General features: G+C 61.3%; 25 protein-coding genes. 6 read left to right on the top strand and 19 right to left on the bottom strand.

Annotated features, from left to right (window positions below; translation table 11 throughout):
* Positions 1–68: 68 nt before the first annotated feature.
* Together RX330_RS11115 and RX330_RS11110 are read right to left on the bottom strand one after the other, a co-directional pair.
* The gene (locus RX330_RS11115; protein ID WP_317243024.1) at positions 69–1,604 is read right to left on the bottom strand and encodes an AMP-binding protein; all 1,536 of its coding nucleotides are present in this window, start codon (positions 1,602–1,604) and stop codon (positions 69–71) included.
* A gap of 492 nt (positions 1,605–2,096) precedes the next feature.
* Complete coding sequence (locus tag RX330_RS11110) at positions 2,097–2,771, bottom strand: GntR family transcriptional regulator (protein WP_317243023.1); 675 nt, start codon at positions 2,769–2,771, stop codon at positions 2,097–2,099.
* A 12-nt stretch (positions 2,772–2,783) separates the two neighbouring features.
* Between RX330_RS11110 and RX330_RS11105 the strand changes: the two genes are divergently transcribed.
* From RX330_RS11105 to RX330_RS11085, 5 genes are all read left to right on the top strand, one after another.
* Complete coding sequence (locus RX330_RS11105) at positions 2,784–3,644, top strand: enoyl-CoA hydratase/isomerase family protein (protein ID WP_317243022.1); 861 nt, start codon at positions 2,784–2,786, stop codon at positions 3,642–3,644.
* Positions 3,645–3,723: 79 nt separating this feature from the next.
* Positions 3,724–3,897, top strand: a complete 174-nt coding sequence (locus tag RX330_RS11100) for a hypothetical protein (protein WP_317243021.1) — start codon at positions 3,724–3,726, stop codon at positions 3,895–3,897.
* Positions 3,898–4,060: 163 nt separating this feature from the next.
* Positions 4,061–4,783: a helix-turn-helix transcriptional regulator gene (locus RX330_RS11095; protein ID WP_231144076.1), complete on the top strand. Its 723-nt coding sequence runs from the start codon at positions 4,061–4,063 to the stop codon at positions 4,781–4,783.
* A gap of 94 nt (positions 4,784–4,877) precedes the next feature.
* Positions 4,878–5,510 (top strand): acyl-homoserine-lactone synthase, encoded by a 633-nt coding sequence (locus RX330_RS11090; RefSeq protein WP_317243020.1) that lies wholly within the window; start codon positions 4,878–4,880, stop codon positions 5,508–5,510.
* Positions 5,511–5,581: 71 nt separating this feature from the next.
* The gene (locus RX330_RS11085) at positions 5,582–6,535 is read left to right on the top strand and encodes a LysR family transcriptional regulator (RefSeq protein ID WP_317243019.1); all 954 of its coding nucleotides are present in this window, start codon (positions 5,582–5,584) and stop codon (positions 6,533–6,535) included.
* On the opposite strand, the gene RX330_RS11080 is transcribed toward RX330_RS11085, so the two are convergent.
* The 15 genes from RX330_RS11080 to RX330_RS11010 all read right to left on the bottom strand — a co-directional run bounded on the left by RX330_RS11080 (position 6,508) and on the right by RX330_RS11010 (position 21,065).
* Positions 6,508–6,750: a DUF2274 domain-containing protein gene (locus RX330_RS11080; protein WP_317243018.1), complete on the bottom strand. Its 243-nt coding sequence runs from the start codon at positions 6,748–6,750 to the stop codon at positions 6,508–6,510. The genes RX330_RS11085 and RX330_RS11080 overlap by 28 nt on opposite strands.
* 6 nt (positions 6,751–6,756) lie before the next feature.
* The gene (locus RX330_RS11075; RefSeq protein WP_317243017.1) at positions 6,757–7,962 is read right to left on the bottom strand and encodes a TrbI/VirB10 family protein; all 1,206 of its coding nucleotides are present in this window, start codon (positions 7,960–7,962) and stop codon (positions 6,757–6,759) included.
* The gene (gene trbG / locus RX330_RS11070; RefSeq protein ID WP_317243016.1) at positions 7,959–8,933 is read right to left on the bottom strand and encodes a P-type conjugative transfer protein TrbG; all 975 of its coding nucleotides are present in this window, start codon (positions 8,931–8,933) and stop codon (positions 7,959–7,961) included. The genes RX330_RS11075 and trbG overlap by 4 nt, the downstream gene beginning before the upstream one ends.
* A gap of 2 nt (positions 8,934–8,935) precedes the next feature.
* A complete protein-coding gene (gene trbF, locus RX330_RS11065; protein ID WP_317243015.1) occupies positions 8,936–9,616 on the bottom strand; it encodes a conjugal transfer protein TrbF in 681 nt (226 codons plus the stop codon).
* Positions 9,617–9,666: 50 nt separating this feature from the next.
* Positions 9,667–10,902 carry a P-type conjugative transfer protein TrbL gene (gene trbL, locus RX330_RS11060; RefSeq protein WP_317243014.1) on the bottom strand — a complete coding sequence of 412 codons (1,236 nt, stop codon included), beginning with the start codon at positions 10,900–10,902 and terminating at the stop codon, positions 9,667–9,669.
* A 3-nt stretch (positions 10,903–10,905) separates the two neighbouring features.
* Positions 10,906–11,277, bottom strand: coding sequence for a putative entry exclusion protein TrbK-alt (gene trbK-alt, locus RX330_RS11055; RefSeq protein WP_317243013.1), 372 nt, complete (start codon positions 11,275–11,277; stop codon positions 10,906–10,908).
* The gene (gene trbJ, locus RX330_RS11050; RefSeq protein ID WP_317243012.1) at positions 11,277–12,011 is read right to left on the bottom strand and encodes a P-type conjugative transfer protein TrbJ; all 735 of its coding nucleotides are present in this window, start codon (positions 12,009–12,011) and stop codon (positions 11,277–11,279) included. The genes trbK-alt and trbJ overlap by 1 nt, the downstream gene beginning before the upstream one ends.
* Entirely contained in the window at positions 12,008–14,449 is a 2,442-nt protein-coding gene (gene trbE, locus RX330_RS11045; RefSeq protein ID WP_317243890.1) for a conjugal transfer protein TrbE, read from the bottom strand. Before trbE ends, trbJ begins: the two co-directional genes overlap by 4 nt.
* Positions 14,450–14,459: 10 nt before the next feature.
* Positions 14,460–14,723 (bottom strand): VirB3 family type IV secretion system protein, encoded by a 264-nt coding sequence (locus RX330_RS11040; RefSeq protein ID WP_317243011.1) that lies wholly within the window; start codon positions 14,721–14,723, stop codon positions 14,460–14,462.
* A complete protein-coding gene (locus RX330_RS11035; protein ID WP_317243010.1) occupies positions 14,723–15,049 on the bottom strand; it encodes a TrbC/VirB2 family protein in 327 nt (108 codons plus the stop codon). The genes RX330_RS11040 and RX330_RS11035 overlap by 1 nt, the downstream gene beginning before the upstream one ends.
* Entirely contained in the window at positions 15,046–16,014 is a 969-nt protein-coding gene (gene trbB / locus RX330_RS11030; protein ID WP_317243009.1) for a P-type conjugative transfer ATPase TrbB, read from the bottom strand. The genes RX330_RS11035 and trbB overlap by 4 nt, the downstream gene beginning before the upstream one ends.
* 202 nt (positions 16,015–16,216) lie before the next feature.
* Complete coding sequence (locus RX330_RS11025; RefSeq protein WP_317243008.1) at positions 16,217–17,536, bottom strand: MFS transporter; 1,320 nt, start codon at positions 17,534–17,536, stop codon at positions 16,217–16,219.
* Between the two features lie 73 nt (positions 17,537–17,609).
* Complete coding sequence (locus RX330_RS11020) at positions 17,610–18,272, bottom strand: hypothetical protein (RefSeq protein WP_317243007.1); 663 nt, start codon at positions 18,270–18,272, stop codon at positions 17,610–17,612.
* Between the two features lie 383 nt (positions 18,273–18,655).
* Positions 18,656–19,078: a CopG family transcriptional regulator gene (locus RX330_RS11015; protein WP_317243006.1), complete on the bottom strand. Its 423-nt coding sequence runs from the start codon at positions 19,076–19,078 to the stop codon at positions 18,656–18,658.
* A gap of 10 nt (positions 19,079–19,088) precedes the next feature.
* Complete coding sequence (locus tag RX330_RS11010) at positions 19,089–21,065, bottom strand: conjugal transfer protein TraG (protein ID WP_317243889.1); 1,977 nt, start codon at positions 21,063–21,065, stop codon at positions 19,089–19,091.
* 654 nt (positions 21,066–21,719) lie between these two features.
* On the opposite strand from RX330_RS11010, the gene RX330_RS11005 reads away from it, so the two are divergent.
* Positions 21,720–21,989, top strand: a complete 270-nt coding sequence (locus tag RX330_RS11005) for a hypothetical protein (protein ID WP_317243005.1) — start codon at positions 21,720–21,722, stop codon at positions 21,987–21,989.
* Between the two features lie 43 nt (positions 21,990–22,032).
* On the opposite strand, the gene RX330_RS11000 is transcribed toward RX330_RS11005, so the two are convergent.
* Positions 22,033–23,760, bottom strand: a complete 1,728-nt coding sequence (locus RX330_RS11000) for a relaxase/mobilization nuclease domain-containing protein (protein WP_317243004.1) — start codon at positions 23,758–23,760, stop codon at positions 22,033–22,035.
* A gap of 241 nt (positions 23,761–24,001) precedes the next feature.
* Complete coding sequence (locus tag RX330_RS10995; RefSeq protein ID WP_317243003.1) at positions 24,002–24,898, bottom strand: lytic transglycosylase domain-containing protein; 897 nt, start codon at positions 24,896–24,898, stop codon at positions 24,002–24,004.
* Between the last annotated feature and the right edge of the window lies 1 nt (position 24,899).

The raw sequence follows: 24,899 nt of genomic DNA, 5'->3' as shown, positions 1-24,899 counted from the left end.
CTCGGAGTTGAGTTGCTGGACGAGCTAAAGACAGGATTGCTCCAACCGCGCTGAACGATTGAAGTGTGTTATTGGGCCCCGGTGACGAGGCGTCGCGATGGCTCAGCGAGCGAGCTCCGAAGCTCTTTCTTCATAACCTTGCCCATCGTATTCCGCGGCAGTTCATTGACAACGATCACCTGCTTAGGGACCTTGTAGTTTGCGAGACGATCCTTGACACGCTGAATCACTTCGCCGGCGACCGGCGGGAGCTCTTTGTCTGAAGGGATGACGAAAGCCACGACACACTCGCCGAAGTCGGGATGCGGGGCACCGACGACTGCTGACTCTTGAACAGAGGGCATTTCGTCGATCACTGCTTCTATCTCGGCGGGATAGACATTGTAGCCGCCGCTGATAATGAGATCCTTGGCTCGGCCGGTGATCGATACGTATCCTTGGTCATCGACAAATCCCAGATCGCCAGTGCGGAAGAAGCCGTCGGCTGTGAATTCCTCGCGGGTCTGGTCCGGCCTATTCCAGTAACCGGAAAACAGGCCTGGCCCTCGCGCTTGAATCATTCCGATAGTTCCCGCTTTCAAAACCTCATCGCTACTTCCACTGATGCGCAGATCAACTCCAGGAATCGGAAGCCCTACTGAACTTGGCTTGCGCTCGCCTTCCAAGGGATTCGAGGAGAGGATCATTGCTTCCGTCGAACCATAACGTTCCAGAATACGATGACCGGTGCGGGCTTCGAATTGGCCATGCACATCCGCGGAAAGAGGTGCGGACCCTGATACGAACAGCCGCACTCGTCTGCACCGATCACTGTTTAGCAACGGGCTCGACAACAATCGATGGTAATAGGTCGGCACGCCCATGAATACGGTCGAACGCGGAAGGGCCTTGAGTACATCGGCAGCATCGAACTTGCTTTGAAGAAGCAGCCGCGCTCCGCTTGCCAGAGCTACGTTGAACGAAATGAAAAGTCCGTGGCTGTGGAAGATCGGCAGAGTGTGGAGGAGAACGTCCGATGCGGAGAAGCCCCAGAGTTCGCTCAAGGTCTGCGCAGAGTACGAGAGCGCACCATGGCTGATGAGAGCACCTTTAGGGCGTCCGGTGGTACCGGACGTATAGAGAAGCGCGGCCGGGGCGCTTTCAGTCAGCTCGATCGTCCGGTATGTTGGATCTACCAACTCAACGATGGCCGCGAACGTCCCTTCTCCTTGGGGACCGAACGTGAAGGCCTTCGTTGTCGCTGGTACGATCTCCGCCGCAAGAGTTTCCGCGGTTAGTCCCGTGAAGAATACCGCCGGCTGAGCATCCTGCAGGAGATAAGCCAATTCGGCCGGCCGGTAGGCGGTGTTCATCGGCAAATAGCAAAATCCTGCACGCAAGCAGGCGAGGTACAAGGCGAACGCGTGCGCCGACTTTTCCAGTTGGACCGCGACGCGATCACCGGTTGCGCATCCAGATCGCCGCAATGCATTCGCATATCGTCCTGACAGGACGTGAAGCCATTCACGCGTGAACGTCTGACCGGTCTCTAGCTCGAAGACCGCGCCGGTTGGCTCCAGTCGCAGCCAGGTCTCGAACAACCGGTAGAAATTTGCATCAGTCATGATTTGAGCCGTCTTCGTTTTGGGTCTCCGGGGCGCAACCCGCGCCAGGTGGTGGGCAGCCCCTAGCTGCCTTCTCAACGAATTTTGATGTTTTAATACTAGTAAAAAAAATATCTTTCAAGAGAAAAACAATATGACCGGCTTGATGGCTACCGTGAGCGTTGCTCAAAGGGAGGGAATGAGCCGAACTTGCAATGGATTTGTCGGGGAGCGAGTCGGCCTCTCCCGCCAGGAAGCGCTACACAACGGTTCGGGGCTTTTGTGGCGCGCGAGGCGCTTCATGCAGCTTTTCGTCGGTGCGTCCAGTTGCACTCAGCGTTGTGACGGCACGTTACGTAGCTGTGCGCAGAGAGGTGATGAAAGCTGGCCCACGCTTGATGTGTCCACCGGTGTTTTCCGATGTCATTCGCGTTTACTCGATTCAATGCAGCTCGGAGGTGACCCCATTCTAATCAGCGGGTTGAGCTGTTAGGCCTCCAGATCAGTCCTTGGTCAGGAGCGCCGTCCCATTTCGACAATTAGGTCTGCGAACACGCGGCCGCCAACGCTGATGTGATCTCGCATCGCGCTCCCGGCCGTCTCCTCGTCGCCCCGCAATATGGCCTCGAGGATCTGGGCGTGATCAGCGAACGAGCGGCGGATGCGACCTGGCTTCTGAAAGGGGTACCTGCGATAGACGCGTAAGCGACCGCGGACGTCCTTGATGCTCGTTTCGAGATAATCATTGCACGAACAGCGATAGATCAGCTCGTGAAATTCCCTATTGATCGCGTCATACTTCTCGAAATCTTGGGTCGGAATGAATGCCGCGCTGCGCCGGTGAATCTCGGCCAGCTCCTCCCGGAGGTCAGGCGAGATCCGAGACGCGGCGAGCCTGGCCGCCATGCTTTCGAGCTCGGTCATGACCTCGAACATCGAGATCACCTGCTCGACACTAAGCAGCGTAACGATAGCGCCACGACGTTGACGCAGCTCAACCAGGCCGATCGAAGAAAGCTGGATAAGGGCCTCGCGCACCGGCGTTTTCGAGACGCCGAACCGTTCCGAGAGTCGCCGCTCCTCCAAACGCGAGCCTGGCGGAAAGGCGCCTGACTCGATCTCGTGGCGAATCCACTGCGCGATCTCCTCTGTTCGGTATGGCTTCTTGGTCAGCAAAGCGGAATCCACGACCATCTCCCCATGAAAGCGACCCTGGCAGTAAGCCCAGACATTTCCATCTTGACAGATATTTTTTTTAAGAACAATAAAACACCTATGGATCAGAAGAAAGCACTTGAGCGGTCGGGGCTGCCGACGTTGCGTGTGTCTGAAACGAGCGCGTGGATCCTTTTGAACAGGCCGCAGCAGCACAATCGGTTCGAGCCGGGGGACATCGAAGCGCTTTCGGCGATGCTAAGAGAATTGGCGGGACACAAAGGGCTGCGGGTTCTAATCCTCACGGCTAGCGGGCCGAGCTTCAGCTCGGGATTTGACCTCGACACGCTGTCAAGCGAGCGAGCGGTGGAGTGCACCGCCGCGTTTGCGGCTATGTGCGACTTGCTCGAAGCGTTGCCGATCCCGACGGTGTGCGGACTTAACGGGAATGTCTACGGGGGAGCCACTGACTTCGCGCTCGCGTGCGACTTCCGCATCGGGGTCGAAGGTTGTCGTTTGCAGATGTCTCCTGCACGGCTAGGCATCCAGTACTACCATTCCGGTCTCCGCCGATACGTAGAGAGACTCGGCTTGCCCGAGGCCAAGCGGTTGTTTCTAATGGGGGAGCAGATTGACACCGCCACGATGTTGCGGATCGGCTTTCTCACCGAAACCTGTACGCCCGACAGTTTCGAAGCGCGATTGGAGGTCGTTGCCGGAATGCTCGCTCAGCGTTCTCCGGCTTCGCTCCGCGGCCTAAAGGCGTCGCTCAATTCAATTTGCCGAGGTACCGCCGATCCGGCAGAGATCAACGCGAGATTCTTTGAAAGTCTCTCTTGCGCCGATGCTCAGGAAGGGCTGAAGGCTTGGTCCGAGCATCGCCTTCCTGGCTTCGCGGCCGTATGAAATCTTGCACGCTCTTGCCGCCGAGAGGGCCCCGGGGCGGTGATTCCCGGATCCAATTTCGCGTTACCCAAGAAGACGCATGGTTACTGAGTTGGGGCGTGACGATCAGATCGGAAGTGCCGTACAAATCTCCTACTTGGAACGCGAAGAACGCAGCAATCCGGCGATCTTCGGCGCCCTCTTGCAGGATTTCAAACAGACGACGGAGTTCGCGGACTTGGTCGCGATGATATCACAACTTGAGCGCGAGTAATCGGCCAACCCGATACGCCTCAACCACCCGATGTAGGGTTCGCGATCAAGATCGATCGAAGCCGAAATAGATCGACTTCTTCGTTGTTTTGCCCCATTCGCAGTGATGCTCGATCCGATAATGCAAGGAGCGCCTGCGAGGGAGGCCCGTGGGCTCGTGCGCCATGGATCGAGTTTTTCAAAGATTTGCTGAGCAATTGACCGAAAGCACGCATCGAGACGCAGCTCAGCAGAGCATGGCAGAGGTGGCCGCTGCGCTCGAACTGTCGTGCTTCGCATATCTCGCCTTTTCCCGTAGGCCGGGCAGTGCTCCCAATCTGATCTCGACATATCCACCCTCCTGGACCGCCATCTATCTGCAGCGCGGCTACGAATCCGTCGATCCGGTGGTACGTCGGGCAATGCGCCAGCCTAAGCCCTTTCAATGGGGCCTTGGATTGGAAGCGGGAAATCGGTCGGAGGCAGAACGCGCTCTGTTCGAAGAAGCCGCCAAATTTGGGATTCGCTGCGGATTTACATTCCCTATCCACGATGACAAGGGCGCGATCGCCGCGCTGAGCTTTGCAAGCGACGATCGTCGAACTGGTTTCGAGCGCTCGCTGATCGAGCACGCCCAAAGCCTGCGGTTAATCGCAACGTTTTTCCATGCACATGCAAAACGCTTCTGGACGATAGATCGCATGGTCGGTGGGGTGGTGCTGTCTCCTCGCGAGTACCAGTGTCTCGAATGGTCCGCGCGCGGCAAATCAGCTGGGGAGATTGGGATCATTCTCAGCATCGCGGAGCGAACCGCGGGATTTCACCTGGATAACGCGCGCGCGAAGCTTGGCGTCAGCTCGCTTCGTCAAGCGATCGTGCTGTTGACCGAGTCAAAATCTCGAAAATAGATCAACCGCAAGCTGCAAGCACCTGTGCAACTCCACAGGATGTGCTTTCCTGCTTTCTCTGCTTGCTTGCCTGAAGCAAGGCAAGGAGGCAAGAATGATGCAGCTCATCACGCCGGAGTACTACGGCGAATTCGTCGACGATCTCACCGAGATGCACCGGCTGCGATATCGCGTTTTCAAACAGCGCCTGGACTGGAACGTCGAGGTCAGCGGCGACATGGAAGTCGACGAGTTTGATGTCCTTCGACCCGTGCACCTCCTGAACCGCTCGAACGCCGGACGTCTTCAGGGTTGCGTCCGACTTCTGCCTTCGACCGGTCCAACCATGCTGAGAGACACCTTCCCGATTCTTCTGGACGGCCAGCCGGCGCCACGAAGCGACCGGATTTGGGAGAGCAGTCGATTCGCGCTCGATGTTCCTCTGGATGCGCCGAAGGCAAGTGGTGGACTTGCTGCTGCTACTTACGAGCTGTTTGCGGGCATGATTGAATTCGGCCTTTCGATTGAATCGACCGAAATCGTTACCGTCACTGACGCCCGGATGGAACGCATTCTTCGCCGCGCGGGCTGGTCGCTCAGCAAAATCGGAAAAGCTCGCCCTCTCGGAAACACCACGGCCATTGCTGGATATCTGGAGGTGTCGACTGATGCCTTGGAGCGCATCCGCAAAGCGGGACACATCTCAGGTCCGGTGCTCTGGGCTCCAGTCATCCGAGCGGCCGCCTAGGATCTGGAAGCAAGTACAAACGGGGCATCGCTGCACATTGGAGCGGAAAGCCCATCTGCTTAAGACTTACGATGCACAAACCACGTCGATCAACACCCTCCCCTCAAGCCGGCAAGGCAATCGAACTGAAACACCTGCGATCGGCCATTGCTGCGGCCGATTGCGGCAGCTTCCGCGGAGCCGCGGAGTTGCTGAGGTCGCAACAATCGAGTCTCAGCCGAAGAATCGACGAAATCGAGCACCACTTGGGCATCGCCATCTTCGAGCGCCATAGCGGAGGCGTGCGCCCGACGCAGGCCGGCCGCGACGTGCTTCGGCTGGCAAGGACCATTCTGGATGAATTCGACGCGCTCATCGCCACTGCGAGATCCGTTCAAAACAGCGGAATCGGCCGTCTGACCGTCGGCTTCTGCACCTCGCTTTCGGCAGGCAATCTGCAAGCCTCGCTACTCGCGTTCAAAGAGCGGTTCCCGCAGATCGCACTTGCGACGGTCGAACGATCGCGGACGCGTTTGGCAGCGGCACTTCGAAACGGCGCAATCGATGTCCTGATCGTGACAGGGAACCTCCCATTGTTGGAAACTGAAGAAATGCCGCTTTGGAGCGAGCGTGTTCTCGTAGCCTTGCCCCATGATCATCCGCTCGCCGGGCGCGAGACTGTGTGCTGGACTGACCTGCGTGGCGAGACAGTGCTACTCAGCTACTATGACGCGGGAAAGGAGCTCGAAGATCTTCTGATTTCCAAGCTCCTCTCGCCCGAGGATCGCCCCAAGATCGAGCGCCACGACGTCAGTCGCGGAATCGTCAAAAGCCTCATCAGCATGCATACAGGAATAAGCTTGGTGCTCGAGTCCGATATGGGGGCAAATTTTGCGGGCCTGACCTACCGACAGCTGCGCGATGGCTCGGCTCCGAGCCATTTCGACTTTTCGGCCCATTGGCGAGCCGAAAATAATAATCCAGCCCTGCAGGAGTTCCTGAAGCTGCTCTCTGAGCGCTATTCCCCGCCATCCATCGGACGTTGACGCGCTCGTCGAGCTTTCCGGAAATTTCTGTCCGCTGCCATGAACCGTGCCAACATGGGAGCGATAAGCTTGGCCGGCTCCCCGATCGGCTGCCCGCTCTCCTGTGCAAGGATTTCGGCGTACGCTACGAGATCCCTGTGCACGCTCGCCGGGAGTTCATGCGTAATCTTGATCGGCTTATCGTCTTCGAGCGCTCCAAGTTTAAGCTGAGCCATCGTACCTCACCCTCTATACGGTTCGAGCACCAGGTCGCGATTGACGATCACCCGCACCGGAAATCCCGGACGAATCGTCAAAGTCGGCTGGATGTTGAGATTACGGCGGACCACCTGCTGGCCCGTCTGGTTCATCGAGTCCCCCGCCCCGCGGCGGAGCGCAGCGATGAGGTCGCTGTTGGTGCTACCCGTATCCGATCCGGAATTCACCTCGGTGCCGACGGCGAGCAGCGTCGAAAGCGCAGCGGCCCCCAACAGCTCCTTCCAATGGTTGTCGACCTCATCCTCAAGCCCAGAGTAGCCCGCGGCATCTGCGCCCGGCTGCCGCTCCAGCACGATCGACCGCCCATTTGGCATGATGAGGCGCGTCCACACCAGGAGTACGCGCGATTGGCCAAATGCGACCTGGCTATCATACGTCCCGATCAACCGGGCTCCTTGCGGGATAAGGCGAGCTCGCCCGGTAGGGGAATCGTATACCGCTTCTGTGACTTGGGCCGTGATCTGGCCAGGCAGGTCGGACCGAATCCCCGTGATAAGAGCAGCCGGAATGACCGTTCCCGCCTGGACCACAAAGGGAGAGACCGGTCTTGCCAGGCGATCGGGACTGGTGGTTCGACGGTCAACGGAAGCACTGACGAACGCAAGTTTTCGATCCTGGCCATTCTGGGAAAATGCTTCGTCGGATGATGGCGCTGCATTTGATGGGGCTTCACTTGGCGATGTGACAGGGGCCTGTGCGCGGACGTTCGTGCTGGCAAACACCTTGCTGGTGCGGGCCGCCTCGCTCTCCTGATTGACGCGCTGCTGTTCAGCGTCAACACCGAGCGGGCTGGCCGTCGAAGAGCCCTGTGCTGCAACGATCGGCCGGCCAAGATCGCCGGGTAAAGGTGGTCCAAGGCGCGGCACCTCCTTCGGGATCTCAGCATAATCCTTCGGCAAGGTTGCAAGCTGATCGGCGACATTGTGGTGGTCGGTCGCGTAAAGCTCCTCGGCGGCCGGCGTACGCGATCGCTTCTCCTGCAGAGCCCAGAAGACCGCACCAGAGATGAGCACCAGCAAAAGGGCGCTGCCACCCGCAAGCACCTTGCGCGATAGGCGCGTAACTTGCGGCCGTTCCGGCCGGAGCCGAAGGGTTTCGGCGATATTTTCCGGCGGCTTAACCTGAGCAGGGTCCTTGGGTGTGTCATTCGGCTGGCCGGTCTCTGTCACAGCGACCTCCCGTCGGTTCGGACGATCCTGACCTTCTGCTGGTGCTCCTCGCCGAGCCTCAGTTCCGCGGCCGCGAACAGCCGGTCGACGATCAGCACGTTGCCGTAAGCGCGATAGTTGACGAGCTCGGTCTTGCCATCAGGCCCGATCACGAACAGCGGCGGCATCTCGCCTTGGCCGACGCCGGGCGAAAGCTCGATGTAGACCTTGCGCCCATCGTCATAGGCATTGACAGGACGCCAGGGTGGGCTGTCTCCCTCGATGGCGTAGCGGTAACGGCGCTGCGCCTGGTCCGGAATGACGGGTGTGGGCGGCAGAACTCGACCACGCGCGGTCCGATCCTCCGGATAGAACCACGCGACCTGTGGCATGTAGGGCTTTTCCCGGGAGCGGAGTTCGATGAGGTAAGTGCGCCGATCCGTGTTGACGACGAGATTGGTCTCGATCGCCGGACGTGTCGGCTTCACCATGATGTGGACGCGTCGCGTGTCGCCGCTGCCGCTTTCGGTGTCGCCGACCACCCAACGCACGGTATCACCCGCGGCAACTGGTCCCGAGCCGATCAGTTGCTCGCCGGGCTCCAAGGCGATGTCGGTGATCTGCCCCGGCGCGGCATAGACCTGATAGAGAGCGCCCGGACTATACGAAAACACCTGCACCGCATTGAAGTAGCCGGCTTTGCGCGGCTGCACGCGTGCCGCGTCATTCGCGGTCTCAATCCGCTCGACGGGCTCTTTGGCTTCCGCGTTCTTGCCGCCGCGCGCCGCCTTCCAGGCCGGTGGGACATGCAGCGGCCGCGGCCGATCGTCGACAAGCGCCGGCAGATCTGGAGCCGGCGGGACATCGCTATCGTAACTAATTTGGGGTGGTTTCAACGTGGTGCACCCGCCAAGGGTGGACACGCCAATAACAAGAGCCAGAGCCAGGCTCGGGCGGACCCTCTGCGACGCAATAACGAGACCTGACGGCATTGCTAACCCAGCTCCTTCGACCAGTTGATGGCGTTGACGTAAATGCCAAGCGGATTCTTGCGGAGGCGATCGAGGTCGCGAGGCATCTCCACGATGATCGTGAGGATCGCGCTCCACCGCTCGGTTGCGGCAAGCTGACCGTTGTCGTAACGGCGTTCGACCCAGGCGAGGCGAAAGCTCTCAGGGGATGCCCGGATGACGCTCGAGACGTCGATCGCAATTTGCGTCTTGCCAAGCTTGGCGAATGGATCGTTGGTGCGTGCATAGTCATTCAGCGCGACGGCGCCGCGATCGGTTGTAAAGTCGTAGGCGCGGAGCCAGTTTTCGCGAAGGACGATGGCGTCCATCGGCAGGCCACGCACATGCTCGATGAAGCGCGCCAGGTGAAAAGCTACTTGCGGATCGGTCGGTTGATAGCTGGCGTTTGCCGGAGCGACGGCTTTTGCTTCCCCCAATTGATCGACCTCGACCACCCAGGGCGTGATCGTCCCATGCGCCGATTGCCAGACCAGGGTGCCGGCGAAACCAGCCGATAAGAAGAGGCAGCCAAAGGCCATCAGGCGCCAGTTCTTGGCCTGCACGCGCGCAGACCCAATGCGATCATCCCAGACTTGAGCTGCGCGTTGGTAGGGGGTGACGGCTTCTGGCGTGCGGCCATAGTGAACGGCCGATCGTTTGAACATTGTTTGACCTCAAGAGATGGCGGGGGACCGAATTAGAAAGAAAGGAGGCCTCAGTGATCCTCTTGCGAGAGGTCGACAGATCCGCCGCCGCCTCCATGATCACCTGAACGGATCGCGTGGGTTGCCGCTGATGCGCCATGACTGATCGTCTGCGCTCTCTTCATGCGCCGAACCCAAGCGGGCGCGCTGTCGGAAGCTCTCGAGGAATCCCCTTCCCCCGTACCGGCATTGCTCGCCGTTCCACCAAGACCAGCTGCGACCGAGCGCAAGGGGCTTGCAGCACCGGACGCGCTCGCCTCGGAGCCGGACTGACTCCCCGCCCGAAACACGCTCACGGTGCCACTTGCAATCGCACTTCCACCTCGTAGCGAGCCTGCAATCGCGCCGCCGGCGAGACCGGCAGCACCGGCCGCAACGCCAGCGCCAGCCGCGACGACTCCACCGGCGGCAAGTCCCGTCCCAACGGCGCTGCCTGCGCCGAGCTGCGGACCTCCAGAGACGATGCCGTTGGCAATCCCGGGTCCGAAAATGCCGAGGCCTAACAAGGCGAGCGCGCCCAGTACAAGCGCCATCGCGTTCTCAATGGTCGGCTGGTTGCCGCCGAAACCTGCCGTGAACTGCGAGAATAAGGTCGATCCAATGCCGACGATGACGGCGAGGACCAAAACCTTGACGCCGGAGGAGATGACGTTGCCCAGCACCCGTTCGGCCGCAAAGGCGGTCTTGCCGAACAAACCGAAGGGGATCAGGACAAAACCTGCAAGCGTCGTCAGCTTGAACTCGATCAGCGTGACGAAGAGCTGGATGGCGAGAATAAAGAAGGCCAGCAGCACCACGATCCAGGCGAACAGCAGGACCGCGATCTGGACGAAATTCTCAAAAAAGCTGACATAGCCCATCAGCCCCGAGATCGAGTCCAGGATCGGACGGCCGGCATCGAGCCCCACTTGCGCGATGCGGCCTGGTCGCAAGAAATCTGCCGATGACAGGCTCGTGCCCGAGGCTTTGAGGCCAAGACCAGCAAAGCTCTCGAAGACGATGCGGGCGAGGCTGCTCCAGTTGCCGATCAGATAGGCAAAGACACCGACAAACAAGGTTTTCTTGACGAGCCGGGCAACAATATCTTCATCAGTCCCCCAGGACCAGAACAGCCCCGCGAGCGTGAGGTCGATTGCAGCTAACGTCGTGGCGAGATAGCCGACTTCGCCCCCGACCAGACCGAATCCGGAATCGATATAGCGGGTGAAGGTTTCCAGGAACTGGTCGATGACAGAGGTGCCGCCCATCGTTCACTCGCTTTGACTTGGAATGGAGGGGGAGAGGGACGGGAGGCGGCTTTCGTCCTTGCGCGGCGGCGCGGAGGAAAATGGCGCGGCGCCTACCCCGCTATCACCGTCTACCGATCCGCTTTTCCCCAAGAACTGGCTGCGCCGTTCCGCCCAGATCCTCTGGCATTCGAGCAGAGCCTCTGTCTGCTCGTAGGTGACGGTGCGGCATTGCTCCAGTTTTGCCGCCGTCGGATCGGGCTTCGCAGCGAGCGAGGCGGAAGATTGGGTGGCGCTATCGTCGCCGCGCAGGCGAACGGCGCAGGCGGCGACGACCAGGACTGTGAGGCTAACTGCCACCGCCATCGGCAGCCGTTCAAATCTGCTCTTCATCATCAGTGGAACATCTGCACGGTTGTCGGTTGATAGCCCTGACCTTGGGTCAGAAAGCGCCGCAGCTGCTCCCTCCCCTGATCCTGGGCACTTGCTCTTTGCGCGGCTTCGAGCGTTTGTGCGCGCCCCTGCGCGGCCACGGTCGCGGTGAGATCAGCAAGCTGCTGCGCTTGCAGCGCAAGGAGCTGGTTGCCGGCTTGGCTTGCCTGCAGCGCGCCCGACGCGCCCTGGCTCGCCGTGACCAGGGCCGACATCTGGGTCCGGTTGGTGTCGAGATTACCGGCGACGGTTGCCTGCACCCGCATGGCGTCCTGCAGGCCGGCGACTGCGTTCTGCCAGCGTGTTTGGGCGTTGGCGACGAGGAGCCCATTGGACATGCTTGCGGATGCCGGCGCATAAGTCGTTGAGAACGCGCGATCGATCTGCTGGACATCGTAGGCAATGCGCTGCGCTTGACTGAGCAGCTGCTGCGTGCGCTGAATCGATTGCTCGAGCTGCTGCAAGGACGAGTACGGCAGGCTCGCCAGGTTCTTCGCCTGATTGATCAACATCTGCGCTTCGTTTTGCAGCGAGGTGATTTGGTTGTTGATCTGCTGCAGCTCGCGCGCGGCGGTCAGCACATTTTGCACGTAGTTGTTGGGATCGAACACGATCCACTGTGCTTTTCCTTCCCGGGGCCCTTGGGTCAGGCTAATTGCGATGATACTTGTTGCCAGAAGCGGACGGAGACGTTTCATGACAAGCCCCCTTCCCTGGCAAGCTGCGGAATGAGATTGCAGGCCCAGCCGAGGTCTCGCGCCTTGAGCCAGCCGGTGACGAAATCGTCTCGTCCGTACTCCTCAAGAACCCGCTCGATGAGAGTCTGGTCGGTCTTGGACGACGCGGCCGCAAAAGCCAGCGCGATCTCACCAAGGCCGAGCTCGAACAGCCGGTTGCCCCGGCGCGACTGGCAGTAGTAGTCGCGCTTTGGCGTCGCGCGGGCGAGGATCTCGATCTGCCGATCATTTAGTCCAAAGCGCCGGTAGACGCCTAAGATTTGCGGCTCGATGGCGCGGTCATTGGGAAGAAGGATCCGGGTCGGACAGCTCTCGATGATGGCCGGCGCAATTGCGGAGCCGTCGATATCGGCCAGCGACTGGGTCGCAAACACGACGGAGGCGTTCTTCTTGCGCAGCGTCTTAAGCCATTCGCGGAGCTTGCCGGCAAAATCGGCATCGTCGAGCGCAAGCCAGCCCTCATCGATGATGAGCAGGGTGGGACGGCCGTCGAAGCGATCCTCAATCCGGTGGAATAAATAGGAGAGAACCGCCGGCGCGACACCGGTCCCGATCAACCCGTCGGTCTCAAACACCTGGACGGAGCCCTCTCCCAGCCGCTCACCTTCCGCATCGAGCAACCGCTCAAACGGACCGCCGAGGCAATAGGGTTGCAGCGCGCGCTTCAAGGCATTGGATTGCAGAAGAACGGACAAGCCAGTCAGCGTCCGCTCCCGAACTGGCGCCGAGGCGAGCGAGGTCAATGCCGACCAGACATGATCCTTGGTCTCGGGCGTGACCTCGATGCGCTCGCGCGTAAGGATCGATGCAATCCAATCGGCTGCCCAACCGCGCTCCGCGACATCGTCGATGCGTGCAAGCGGCTGGAGCGCCACGAATTCTGCCGAGTCTCCACCAACCGCGCCGCCAAGATCATGCCAGTCGCCTCCCATGGCGATCGCCGCCGCGCGGATCGACCCGCCGAAGTCAAAGGCAAAGATCTGAGCGGCCGGATATCGCCGGAACTGCAGTGCCATCAGTGCGAGCAGCACCGATTTGCCGGCGCCGGTCGGTCCAACGATCAGAGTGTGTCCGACATCGCCGACATGGAGCGAGAAGCGGAAAGGGGTCGATCCTTCCGTCTTGCCGAAGAACAGTGGAGGCGCCTTGAAATGATGGTCCCTCACCTCTCCCGCCCAGACCGCAGAAAGCGGGATCATGTGGGCGAGATTTAGCGTCGACACCGGCGGTTGGCGCACGTTTGCATAGACCTGTCCCGGCAGGCTGCCGAGCCAGGCCTCAACGGCATTCACTGTCTCGGTCATGGAGGTAAAGTCCCGGCCCTGGATCACCTTTTCAACGAGGCGTAGCTTTTCGTCGGCCGCGCTAGGATCCCTGTCCCAGACCGTGACCGTTGCCGTCACAAAGGCTTCACCGATCTGATCCGAGCCGAGCTCCTGGAGCGCGTGATCTGCATCCAAAGCCTTGTTGTGGGCATCGGTGTCCAGAAGCGTGGACGACTCGTTGGTCATGACCTCCTTCAGGATCGAGGCAATCGACTTGCGCTTGGCAAACCATTGCCGCCTGATCCTGGTCAGGAGTTTTGTTGCATCCGTCTTGTCGAGCATGATCGCCCGCGTCGACCAGCGGTAGGGGAATGCGAGGCGGTTGAGATCATCGAGGATCCCGGGCGTCGTCGTCGTGGGAAACCCCACAACCGTCAGGACACGCAGATGCGCGTCACCCAGCATCGGCTCAAGCCCGCCTGTCAGCGGCTGATCGGCAAGCAGCGCATCGAGATACATCGGGATTTCCGGCACCCGAACACGATGCCGCTTGGTCGAGACAGTCGAGTGCAGGTAGGTGAGCGTTGCCTCGTCATCGAGCCAGCCGCATTCCGGCATAAAGCCCTCAACGAGCTGCAGCACGCGGTTGGTCCGGTCGACGAAGCCACTCAGCACCTCGCGCGCATCCGCTCCCGCGCTGCGATGGCCGCCCTCGTACAGGAGACGCTCTGCCACAGCTGCACTCTCTGCAGGCGGCAGATAAAGGAAGGTCAGGTAGTAGCTCGATTCATAATGGCTGCCGGCCTCCTCGAATTGCGCTTTCCGCTCCGCATCCACCAGGGCGGATGCGACATCCGGGAATGTGTCGGGCGGATAGCGCCCTGCCGAATGCCGTTGCGCCTCGACGAAAACCGCCCAGCCCGATCCGAGACGCCGGAGCGCATTGTTCAGCCGGCTTGCGACCGCAACAAGCTCAGCCGGCACGGAACTGTCGAGGTCCGGTCCCCTGAACCGCGCCGTCCGCTGAAGTGAGCCGTCCTTGTTCAATACAATTCCCTCGTCGACAAGAGCAGCCCAGGGGAGGAAATCAGCAAGGCGCGTATTCGAGCGGCGGTATTCGGCAAGATTCATCATGGGACTTTTCTCAAGCGCCGAGGTGACCGGGAACACGAACGTGCCGGCGCACGACTTCGACGAATTCCGGATCGCGTTTTGCGGCCCAGACCGCGGCCATGTGGCCGATGAACGCCAGCAGAAGGCCGGCCAGCCACAAGCGCAGACCAAGGCCGAGTGCTGCAGCCAATGTGCCGTTGAGAATGGCAACCGATCGCGGTGCTCCGCCCATCAGGATCGGCTCGGTCAGCGCACGGTGGACAGGGGCGACAAAGCCCGGGACTGGCTCATCCATCAGATCACCACCCCGCCGCCGAACGAGAAGAACGACAGGAAGAAGCTAGAGGCGGCAAATGCGATCGACAGACCAAACACGATCTGGATCAGCCGCCGGAAGCCGCCCGAGGTGTCGCCAAATGCGAGCGAAAGACCGGTCACGATGATGATGATGACCGCGATGATCTTGGCCACGGGTCCTTCAACCGATTGCAGGATCTGGTTGAGCGGCTGCTCCCAGGGCATGTTCGAGCCGGCGGCCCAGGCCGGGCTACTCACCAGGTACAGACAAGCGAATGCCGCAACTGATGTGAAACCTCGCCTGAGAGATGATCGTACGTTCATGACTGATCTCCGATTTTCGAAAGGGTGTAGTCGCCTGATGGTCCAAGCCCGGTGACAGAAGCGAGTTCGCTCAAATGCCGTTCGGCACCACGGCCAGAGAGCACGGCGATGACGTTGATGGTCTCGGCGATCAGCGCGCGCGGGACCGTGACGACGGCCTCCTGGATGAGCTGCTCGAGCCGGCGGAGCGCGCCAAGCGCGGTGCCGGCGTGGATCGTGCCGATTCCGCCGGGATGTCCAGTCCCCCAGGCTTTGACCAGATCGAGCGCCTCGGCTCCGCGCACCTCGCCAATCGGGATGCGATCGGGGCGCAGACGAAGCGACGAGCGCACAAGTTCGGACAGCGAGACGACACCGTCCTTGGTCCGCAGCGCCACGAGGTTCGGCGCCGTGCACTGAAGCTCCCGCGTATCTTCGATGAGAACGACGCGATCCGAACCTTTGGCCACCTCCGCCAGAAGGGCGTTCGTCAGCGTCGTCTTGCCGGTCGATGTGCCGCCGGCGACCAGGATGTTCTTGCGCGCGGCAACCGCATCACGAAGCGCGTTCGCCTGCGCCGAGTTCATGATGCCGGCAGCGACATAGTCGTCCAGGCCGAAGACAGCGACCGCAGGTTTGCGGATCGCGAAGGCCGGCGCGGCGACGACCGGCGGCAACAAACCTTCAAAACGTTCTCCCGTTTCCGGCAGCTCAGCCGAGATTCGGGGCGAGCCGGCATGAACCTCAGCGCCCACATAGTGCGCGACCAGCCGGACAATTCGCTCGCCGTCGGCAGGTGATAGACTCTCGCCGGTATCGGTAAGACCGCTCGACAGCCGATCGATCCACAGCCGGCCATCGGGGTTCAGCATCACCTCAACGATCGACGGATCTTCCAGAAAGCCCGCGATGGCCGAGCCCAGCGCCGTGCGGAGCATGCGCGCTCCGCGCAACTCGGCTTCCGAATGAAATGAATGGATCGCCACGACTGCCCCCTAGTTGAGTGAGGCAGCTAGCGTCTAGCCGCCTCACATGAGGACAACTAGAAAAAGCAGAACCTGCGCGACAGCAACAATGGGACTCTGTCAATCGTAGTCTGGCGTAGAAGAAGAAAGATTCGGGACGATCGCTTCCGACGCGCCGAACATCGTGACCTACCCCGGACATCAGCCCGGCGACAGGCCGGCTTCACCACTCCGCATGATCGTCCGCCACCAGGATGGCGAGCTCGGCTGGTGGAATAACGACCTCAACCGAGTTCCAGCCTACCGCCGGTTGACGTGTGACCGAAGCGCCAGCCTTCCGTTTCCGGCGCTCGAGCCACGGGACGGCGGCGAACCAGACCAGCGCTGCCACCTGCAGCAAAACGTTCACACCGAACGCGGTCTGATAGGCCGTTAAAGGATAATGCCCCGCCTCCAGAGGCCATTGCTCTAGAATCAGTCCCGTCCCGTACTGCACGACGAAAGCCCAGCCAAACTGCAGGACATTCAGACCGCCATTGGCGCGCGCAACCAGTTGGGGCGGGAAATAATCCGCTATGATGGCGTAGGTCAGAGCAGTGGCTGATCCGGCCATCGACAGCACGCACCATGGCAGGAGTGACGGCCAGGGCGGATGCAGGATCAGCACAAGCTCCGCCACAATCAACATCGCCGCGACCAAGCCAAACAGAGCCTCGCTCTTCTTAGCCCGGCGGCGCACCCAGTTGGCAAGGACGCCCAAGACCAGAGCGCCGAGACTCAGAGCGACCGCCATCACGAACAATTCGTTGACGAGCCTCGTTCGATCCAGCCGCTCCACATCGGAAAGCCAGGGCGCCGCCCATAAGGATTGCAGTGCCCAGGCGGACCCGATGCAGGTCGCCGATAAGGGCGCCATTCTCCAGAACCGCGCATCCGAGTAGACGGTTTTCAGAGTGGCGGGCGTCCTGCTACTCTGTGGCCCAGTGGTTCGTTCGGGAACCACGAGATAGATCAAAATGGCAGCAAGCGCGCTTGCGGCGCCCAGCACGCCGAATAGACCCCGCCATCCGATCCAGTCCAATAGCACCTCGGCAGGAGCCGTTGCGGTAACGGCCCCCAGTGAGCCCAGCATGATCATATAGCCATTGATGAGGGCCATTCGTTCTCTTGGAAACCAGAGGACGATGATTTTCAGCCCGGACATCAGGGCTGCTGCACTCCCAAGTCCGACAATCGCGCGAGCAAAAAGAAGCGACAGGAATCCCGTCGATAGCCCAAAGAGCGCGGCACCCCCTGCAGCAACAGCCAAGAGCACGCTCTGGACCCGGCGCGGCCCAAAGCGATCAAGCAACATGCCGATCGGAATCTGGGCCGCCATAACCACCAGAAAATAGATTGACGTGAGCAGCCCGATATCGGCAGCGCCAAGCCCGAGGTCAGAGGCGAGGCGGCCAGCAATGAGTGTATTGATGGTCCGGAACAGGTACGAAAGGTAGTACCCCGCCGCGAAGGGAAGAAACACGCACGCGATGAGCCGCCACACAGGAACTGGCTCAACTCGTGCCACCGGCAATATTCGCGACCCAAGCTCCTTCCGCACGCTTCTGGCGGCCGGCCTAACAAAAGGAGTTGGGCAGGTTTCGAAAGTTCGGATTGCTGCCGCCCTCCACGGCGGCAGCGCTCGGCTCGGAGTTTCCAGCCGCCGCGACTGCGGACAGACCTTCCTTTCTCGGCTGTTCTTCTGCCGCGCTCTGTGACGCGCCGCCAAGAGCTTCACCGGCAGGTCGACCGCGCCTGCCCAGCCGATCGATCGTCTCCCGGATCAATGGTTGACCGAGCCGTACCCGCCGTTCGACCTGCTCCGCCAATATCTTGAAACGCTGCTGTCCGAGCAGGCACGCCTCCCGCTGCCCGGATGGCAGCATGGGCGGCGTCACGGTGAGGTGATAGCGCGCATGCAGGGCTACGGTCTCCGCGATGATCGCGATCTCGTGCTCGAGCCTGGCCATCTGGCCACTTATCCGGTCCAGAGCCTCATGAACGCGCCCCTCGATGGGCGGTGCAGGATTCAGGAATCGTTCAAGCGCCGTCTCGACGACCATGCTCTTGCCGACTCCCGGGCGTTCGGTCGCAACTTCAAGCCGCTGAAACATGCTCTCGGAGAGCTGAACGGTAACCTTCTTGGTTCGCGCTCCTTCGTTCGGGCTCGGCTGCGCATCGCTGTCGGCTTGATTCACAATCGAGTTGGGCTGGCCTCCAAGCTCTCCATCGACTTGCACTGCTTGTTCACTCCCAATTTGCGGCCGCGACCTGTCCGCTGATCGCGGCACGCGCGGCGTCGATTTCGGAATCGAAACGGCTGAATCGCCCCCAGCGATGATGGACTTGACACAAGGGCCAATCCGAACGTCACTTCAACTGCACCGACACCTGCGTCGTAGTCTGGCGTAGCCAAAGAAAGACAAGGCGGTCTCAAGAAGAGCGGGATTTGTAAGCCTGTGTCATTCGCGGGCAGCTAACGGGCTGTTGCAGCGGGCCCGGGGCGCCTTCGCGGCCATCGCTTGTTGCTTCGTGGCGTGTGCCGACCTGCAGTCTGCTTATCTGATTCAGCGCCGCCCCCATCGCCAGGAGCTGCCAGGGCGCATTGGGGCGCGTGTACTGATTACTCGGGCTTCTCAGAGGCGTGCATGTCGATGCTCACCTCCTTCAGGACGGTGGATCCGCTTGCAAGCCGCCGTCCGAGCGCCTCAACAAAGCGATCGTAACGTTCCGCGCCCTTGGCGCGCGCGGCGGGAGTCGAATGTTCGGGGAGCGCCGGCGTTGAGGTCAGCCAGAAACGGATGAAGAGCGCGATGGTCTCAAGCGTGATGCCATCATTGCGCTCCAGGCGTTCGAGCACGCGCGCGATCCTGTCCAGCCGCTTGGCGATTGCGGCCTCGCGCCGATCGGAGTCATCGGGAGAAAGAAAGGCGGCAATCGCTGCCTCGGCGACCAGGGACTTGGGCTGACCCCGGCGTTGTGCGAAGGCCTCGAGGGTTTTGAAGGTTTCCGGATCGAGATAGATGCTGAGCTGGATCTTTTTCACGCTGCCCCGCTCACAGATCCATCCCATCGTCCGCGTCGAGGCTGACGGTCCGCGCGACGCCCTGCATCGAGCGGCTCAGAGCTTGTGCCTGGACGGCATCGGCATCACCCTCATCGAGGTCGGCGTCGAACTCATGCTCGCCAAGCGGTGCCTTGATCTCGATCTCCTCATGTTCTGGCAATTCCGGCTCGCGACGCAAACCACCGTTCGCCTGGTCGCTCCTGCGCTTGCGTCTGGTCAGTAGCGCGACTGATGGCGGAATTGGAGCGCCGGCCGACCAGTCATCCGGTCCTGCGGACAAGGTACGCGGTTCGAAACGGGGCGGCTTCAACACACGTCGCTGGAACTGCGGATCCTCATAGTAGCGGACTTTCGTGGCGCGCACCGGGTGCACCCCGGAAATCATCACGACTGCATCTTTCGGCGAAAGTTGCATGACCTCGCCCGGCGTCAGCAGCGGCCGGGAGGTCTCCTGACGGCTCACCATGAGATGTCCAAGCCAGGGGCTTAAACGGTGCCCGGCATAGTTCTTCATGGCGCGCAACTCGGTCGCGGTTCCGAGCGCGTCGGATACGCGCTTGGCGGTACGCTCATCATTGGTCGAGAAGGCGATCCGGACGTGGCAATTGTCGAGGATGGCATGATTCGGCCCATAGGCGCGTTCGAGCTGATTGAGGCTCTGGGTGATCAGAAAGCTGCGGATGCCATAGCCTGCCATGAACGCGAGCTGGCTCTCGAAGAAGTCGAGCCGGCCGAGCGCTGCAAATTCATCGAGCATCAGAAGGAGTTTTTGCCGGCACCGGTCTGGATCCAGGCTTTCGGTCAACCGCCGCCCGATCTGGTTGAGGATGAGCCGCATCAAGGGTTTGGTGCGGACGATGTCGGATGGAGGCACCACGAGATAGAGTGAGACGGGCTCGGCGCCGTCGACGAGATCGCGGATGCGCCAATCGCTTCGCGCGGTGATCTTGGCAACCACCGGATCGCGATAGAGCCCCAGGAAGCTCATCGCGGTTGAGAGCACGCCGGAGCGCTCGTTCTCGCTCTTGTTGAGAAGCTCGCGCGCGGCCGAAGCGACAACGGGATGAACGCTACCTCCAAGATGCGGGGTTGCGAGCATGGCGTTGAGCGTAGCGTCGATCGGGCGGGAGGGATCAGACAGGAAATTGGCGACGCCTGCGAGGGTCTTGTCAGCTTCGGCGTACAGGACATGCAGGATTGCGCCGACAAGGAGAGAGTGGCTGGTCTTTTCCCAGTGGTTGCGGCGTTCGAGTGCCCCTTCCGGGTCGACAAGGATATCGGCGATATTTTGGGCATCTCGCACCTCGCAATCACCACGACGGATCTCGAGAAGCGGGTTGTAGGCAGCGCTGGCCGGATCGGTCGGGTCGAATAAGAGCACTGGCCCAAATCGCGCGCGCCAGCCGGCAGTCAACTGGAAGTTCTCGCCCTTGATGTCATGAACGATCGTGGAGGCCGGCCAGGTCAGAAGAGTCGGGATGACAAGGCCCACGCCCTTGCCCGAGCGCGTCGGAGCAAAGCAGAGCACATGCTCCGGTCCGTCATGCCGTAGATAGCGCCCCTCAAAGCGTCCGAGCACGACGCCATCAGGCCCCAACAGCCCTGCGCGCCTGACCTCGCGCGAATCGGCCCAGCGCGCTGAGCCGTAGGTGGTGACGTCCCTCGCCTCATGGGCCCGGAACACCGAGAGCATCATTGCCAGCGCGATTGCCGCGATTCCTCCGCTTGCGGCGATGGCGCCGCCCTCAAGGAAGATCACAGGCGCGTAAGCATCGAATTTGAACCACCAGGCGAAGAAGGCAGCCGGCTGATAGATCGGCCAACCCCCGAGACTGAACCAGGCGGGTCCAAGCTGCGGTTGGAAGGCAAGCCGCCAAGCGGTCCATTCGGTCGCCGCCCACATGAAGGCGAGCACGACCAGACAGACCAGGATGACCTGATGCCAAATGATCTTTGTCGCGGACATGGTGGAGATCTGGACGGCATCCATGAGCTGAGCGCAACCACAGCGCCGGGATATCGCAGTCCCGCGCATAAAACTGTAGCGTTCGGCGGGTCGGGGTGAAACCTGTTCGGAGCTGACCTCTGGGCGAGCGACTGGGAGAAACAAGTCCAGACCAGGAGCTGAGAAACGTGATCGAGCCGCTAGAGTCTGCAAGAGCGTCATTCTGTTGCACGATGCCCAGGCCTGGACCGCCGCGATGATACGGGGCTTCCTGCGTTACCTGCATGGCCAGGGCTATCGGGTTGTGCATTGGCACCGGCGGCCTCGGCCGGGACGAACGCCGAGATGGCCCGTTGATCGTGGCCTCGGGTCGCGGTGGCGCGCACACAGCGCCACAGAACTAGCGTGTCAAAGTGAGAGGCCGCTCTTGCCTAAGCTGGCGATCGCCACACGATCGCTTGTCGATCTTGGTGTCCTCGCTGGATGCGACGACGGCTCTCACTCTGGCGGAGGAGAAGCAGCGGCTCCAGCCGACGTTCCTGCTGCGTGCCTTGTGCCGCAGCAGGAGTTCCAAAAATGGCCCGCATCTTGCTTCGACGATCGCATATGAAACGGGACTCGTGAAGGCGACCACCGAACCCAAAGCGCATGTCTTGCAGCACGGAGAGAAAAGGAATGAACGATGCAATGGCCGATCTGTTGTTTTTGGCCGCGTCGAGCGGAGACGAGGTGTCAAACCCGGTTCCGGACAAAAATCTGAATCGTCTTGCTGCCAAGGAGCGCGCGCTGAGGAAAGGCTGGGTCGTGCTCAAGGGCAAGATGAGAGATCCGGCTTGTGGTGGGCAGGTCGAGGTCTTCCGCGTGACCGACGCCGGCAGAGCGCGCCTGGAGGAGCTTGGTGCTCGCAGTGGTACCGTCGAGCGCTTCAAAGCGATGTTAAACTGAGCGATTGGCCGCCAGATCACGGATCCCCGCAGAGATCGACGAATCAAATTGAAAGTCCGCGCTTCCGACCAAAGCTCCAGTCCACCCCTCCGGGACCAGCAATACCGTTCACCTGGCGACCTAGTTCGTGCTCTAGCTTGGGTACCCAGGGCACGAGCTGAAAGCCGAGGCCGTTGTCGATCATGGCAAAGCGGCCCGACGCAAGCGATAACCTCCGGCGATAGATTCCCGAAACAGATTCGCCAGCCTCCGCAGGCAAGTGCGTTAGCCCCGTCTCGGAGGCCAAACGCCGGCCTACCCCCTCGAGTTCACGGCGGCGGAGTGTCTCGATCAAGTTGCGGCCGAGCGTCACCTTGTCTCCCGCCCGGCGTGCTAGCCCCTGTCCTGCCAACACGTCGATGCGCCGATCAAGCGCATGCCGCACCTCGGCACCAAAACCAGCGCGCGAGAAATCGGCAGATTGCCGCGCCACAAGCTGCCGGTCGAGCCACGTCGCGCCTTCCGCTGCGACCTGCTGGTTAATGGCGAGTTCGGAGCGTACCGCGAGCGCGATCCGTGTTCGGCCACGCGCGTCCTCGAACCGCCGGAGCTCCACAATCCCACCGATCGGCCCATCGCCGGCCGCCTCGATCTCCGAAAGCTTCAGGTGATGCACGCGACCGTCGACACCGTCGACGATGGCAAACGCTGTGCCCTTCAGCTCGTCATCGTGGCCGCGTGCGAGGAGACGGCCGACAATCGGCTCGCCGTGGCGTTCGGCTTCAAGCGCCCAGGATGATGGTGCGCGCGGGGCGCCGTCTTTCGCAAGGCTCTTGTGAAGCCGCTTGATGATATCGCCGCGCTCGCCCAGGTTACGCAAATGCGGTTCCACGTCCCCGGGGAGTACCCAGCGTGCAGGCCCCGCAGGCTCCGCCAAGCCGAGCCGCTCAAGTGTCCGCAACCGCCCGATCCGAATCTCCCGTAACGGGTCGCCCCCGGCATCCCGGTCTGGCCTTAAATCAATCACTCCGTCCGCCGCGCCAGCTTCCCGAGCCAGCGCCCGGTCAAGCCTGGTCCAGCGTTCGGCCGTCACCTCCGCTTCAAGGACTTGGCGGATCTCGAGCTCCGATCGCGGGCCAAGCTCGCGCGTGACGAGATCGCCAGCGCGGGCGCGCAAGCCGGTTGCGATATAGTCGCGGCTGATCACGAGGTCTTCTCCATCATCGGCCCGGCCGCGCACGAGAATATGGATGTGCGGATGCTCGGTGTTCCAATGATCGACCGCAACCCAATCAAGGCCAGTACCGAGGTCGCGAGAGGCCTGATCCATGAGCTCACGCGTGAAGCTGCGCAAATTCGCGAGCTCGCCCGCATCGTCGGGCGAGACGATGAACCGGAAGTGATGCCGGTCGCCCTCGCAGCGCTCGGCGAACGCGCGGCCATCGGCGTCATCGCCCGCTGCGTCAAAGAGCTTGCCCGGTGTCCCATCGCGGGCGACCCCGTCGCGCTGGAGATAACCGATATGCGCGCGCAGCGCGCCCGGCGAACGCATCCGGCGCACGACCCGCGCCTTGACCATGGCGGATCGCGCACGGTTGTTGAGGAGCCGCGTCGCGGCAAGGCTCGCCGCGCGACCGCGCCCAAACTTGCTGCCACGGCTGCGGCTACCCCGCGACAGACCGCCGGCCTTCTGAGCAGCCTTGAGCGCCTGCGCCAAGAACGGCTTCGTCCGAGGCGCGCGCGTCGAACGGATGCGGCCTGGGCGGATGCGGAAATCGTCGTTACCAGTCACCTTGCCCGCCGGAACGTGTCGAAAACCGAGCGACAACGGGGAGTTGCCGCAAATCGCAAGTTGCGTCGCCCATTCGCAATGTTTTCCGGATCATTGAAATCTGAGCAATATCGCCCACAACCGACCGGCCGCACCTTGCGGCTTTTATCCTGCCCTCCCCGGTCGCTCACACCCGGCTCTCTGCCGACCACTCTCAACGTTGCGACTGGCTTCGACATCATGCGACGAAATGCGATTGCGATCATCGGGCCTGCACCTCGTCTGATCGCCGCACAAACAGGCCCGTCGCGCGAGGGACGAGTGCAGTTGCACCCGCCCTAGGCGCTGCTTTCGACGAATTCATTGTGCGGACACCGGATGCCGAGTTGGTGTCAGCCGATAAGCTCTTGGACCGCACAACAACAAGTGGAGCCTGCTGCCACGCGGCGAAGCGTCTGGCAGACAAACCATCGCTGTTGCGCCGCTCAATACCGATCAATGGTGCGAGTTTAGCGATGTAGATCTGTGTTTCATCCGGAAGCGCTCGACCGGTGGCCAGGTGATCCTCGTACCGTTTTGGTCCAGCATTGTAGGCTGCGAGAAACCCTGCCGATCCGAAACGATCGAGCATCTCGCGAAGGTATGCTGCCCCAGCCATAATATTGTCGTGAGGATCAAACGGATCGATACCGAGATCGTAACGAACGCTAAGCTCGACCCAGGTCGCGGGCATAATTTGCATCAACCCGAGCGCTCCGCGAGGTGATATGGAGTGCGCATTACCGGCGCTTTCAGCCTGCATGACAGCACGGATCCAACGCTCCGGGACCGCGAACCGATGCGAGGCTTCGGTCACGAACGCGGCGTGTGCAAGGCCCGGAAGCAGGTTTGAGGAGCGCGCAGCTTGTGCGCGCGATCCAACCTCCGCTCTGCAGGCCGATGGCGCTCCGAACGTCAGCAGAATTCCCAAAAAACCTGCAGCGGCTCGAGATAGCAATGTGCGGACAGCCGCCAAGGACAGAGCTCTTCCCGGCCGGCACTGAGACGGCGCGAGACGGCCGCGACGCGCGCCGATTGCTGACAATTCGGCCGGAATGGAGAAATGACGGTGCGATCGGCCGACTAGAGAGAGCGCAAGCCATTGGAGGAATGCCGCCATT

The organism is Bradyrhizobium sp. NDS-1, from assembly GCF_032918005.1.
Taxonomy (GTDB): Bacteria; Pseudomonadota; Alphaproteobacteria; order Rhizobiales; family Xanthobacteraceae; genus Bradyrhizobium; species Bradyrhizobium tunisiense.
The sequence above is the reverse complement of the archived record's forward strand: the minus strand, read 5'-3'. Positions and strand labels throughout refer to the sequence as shown.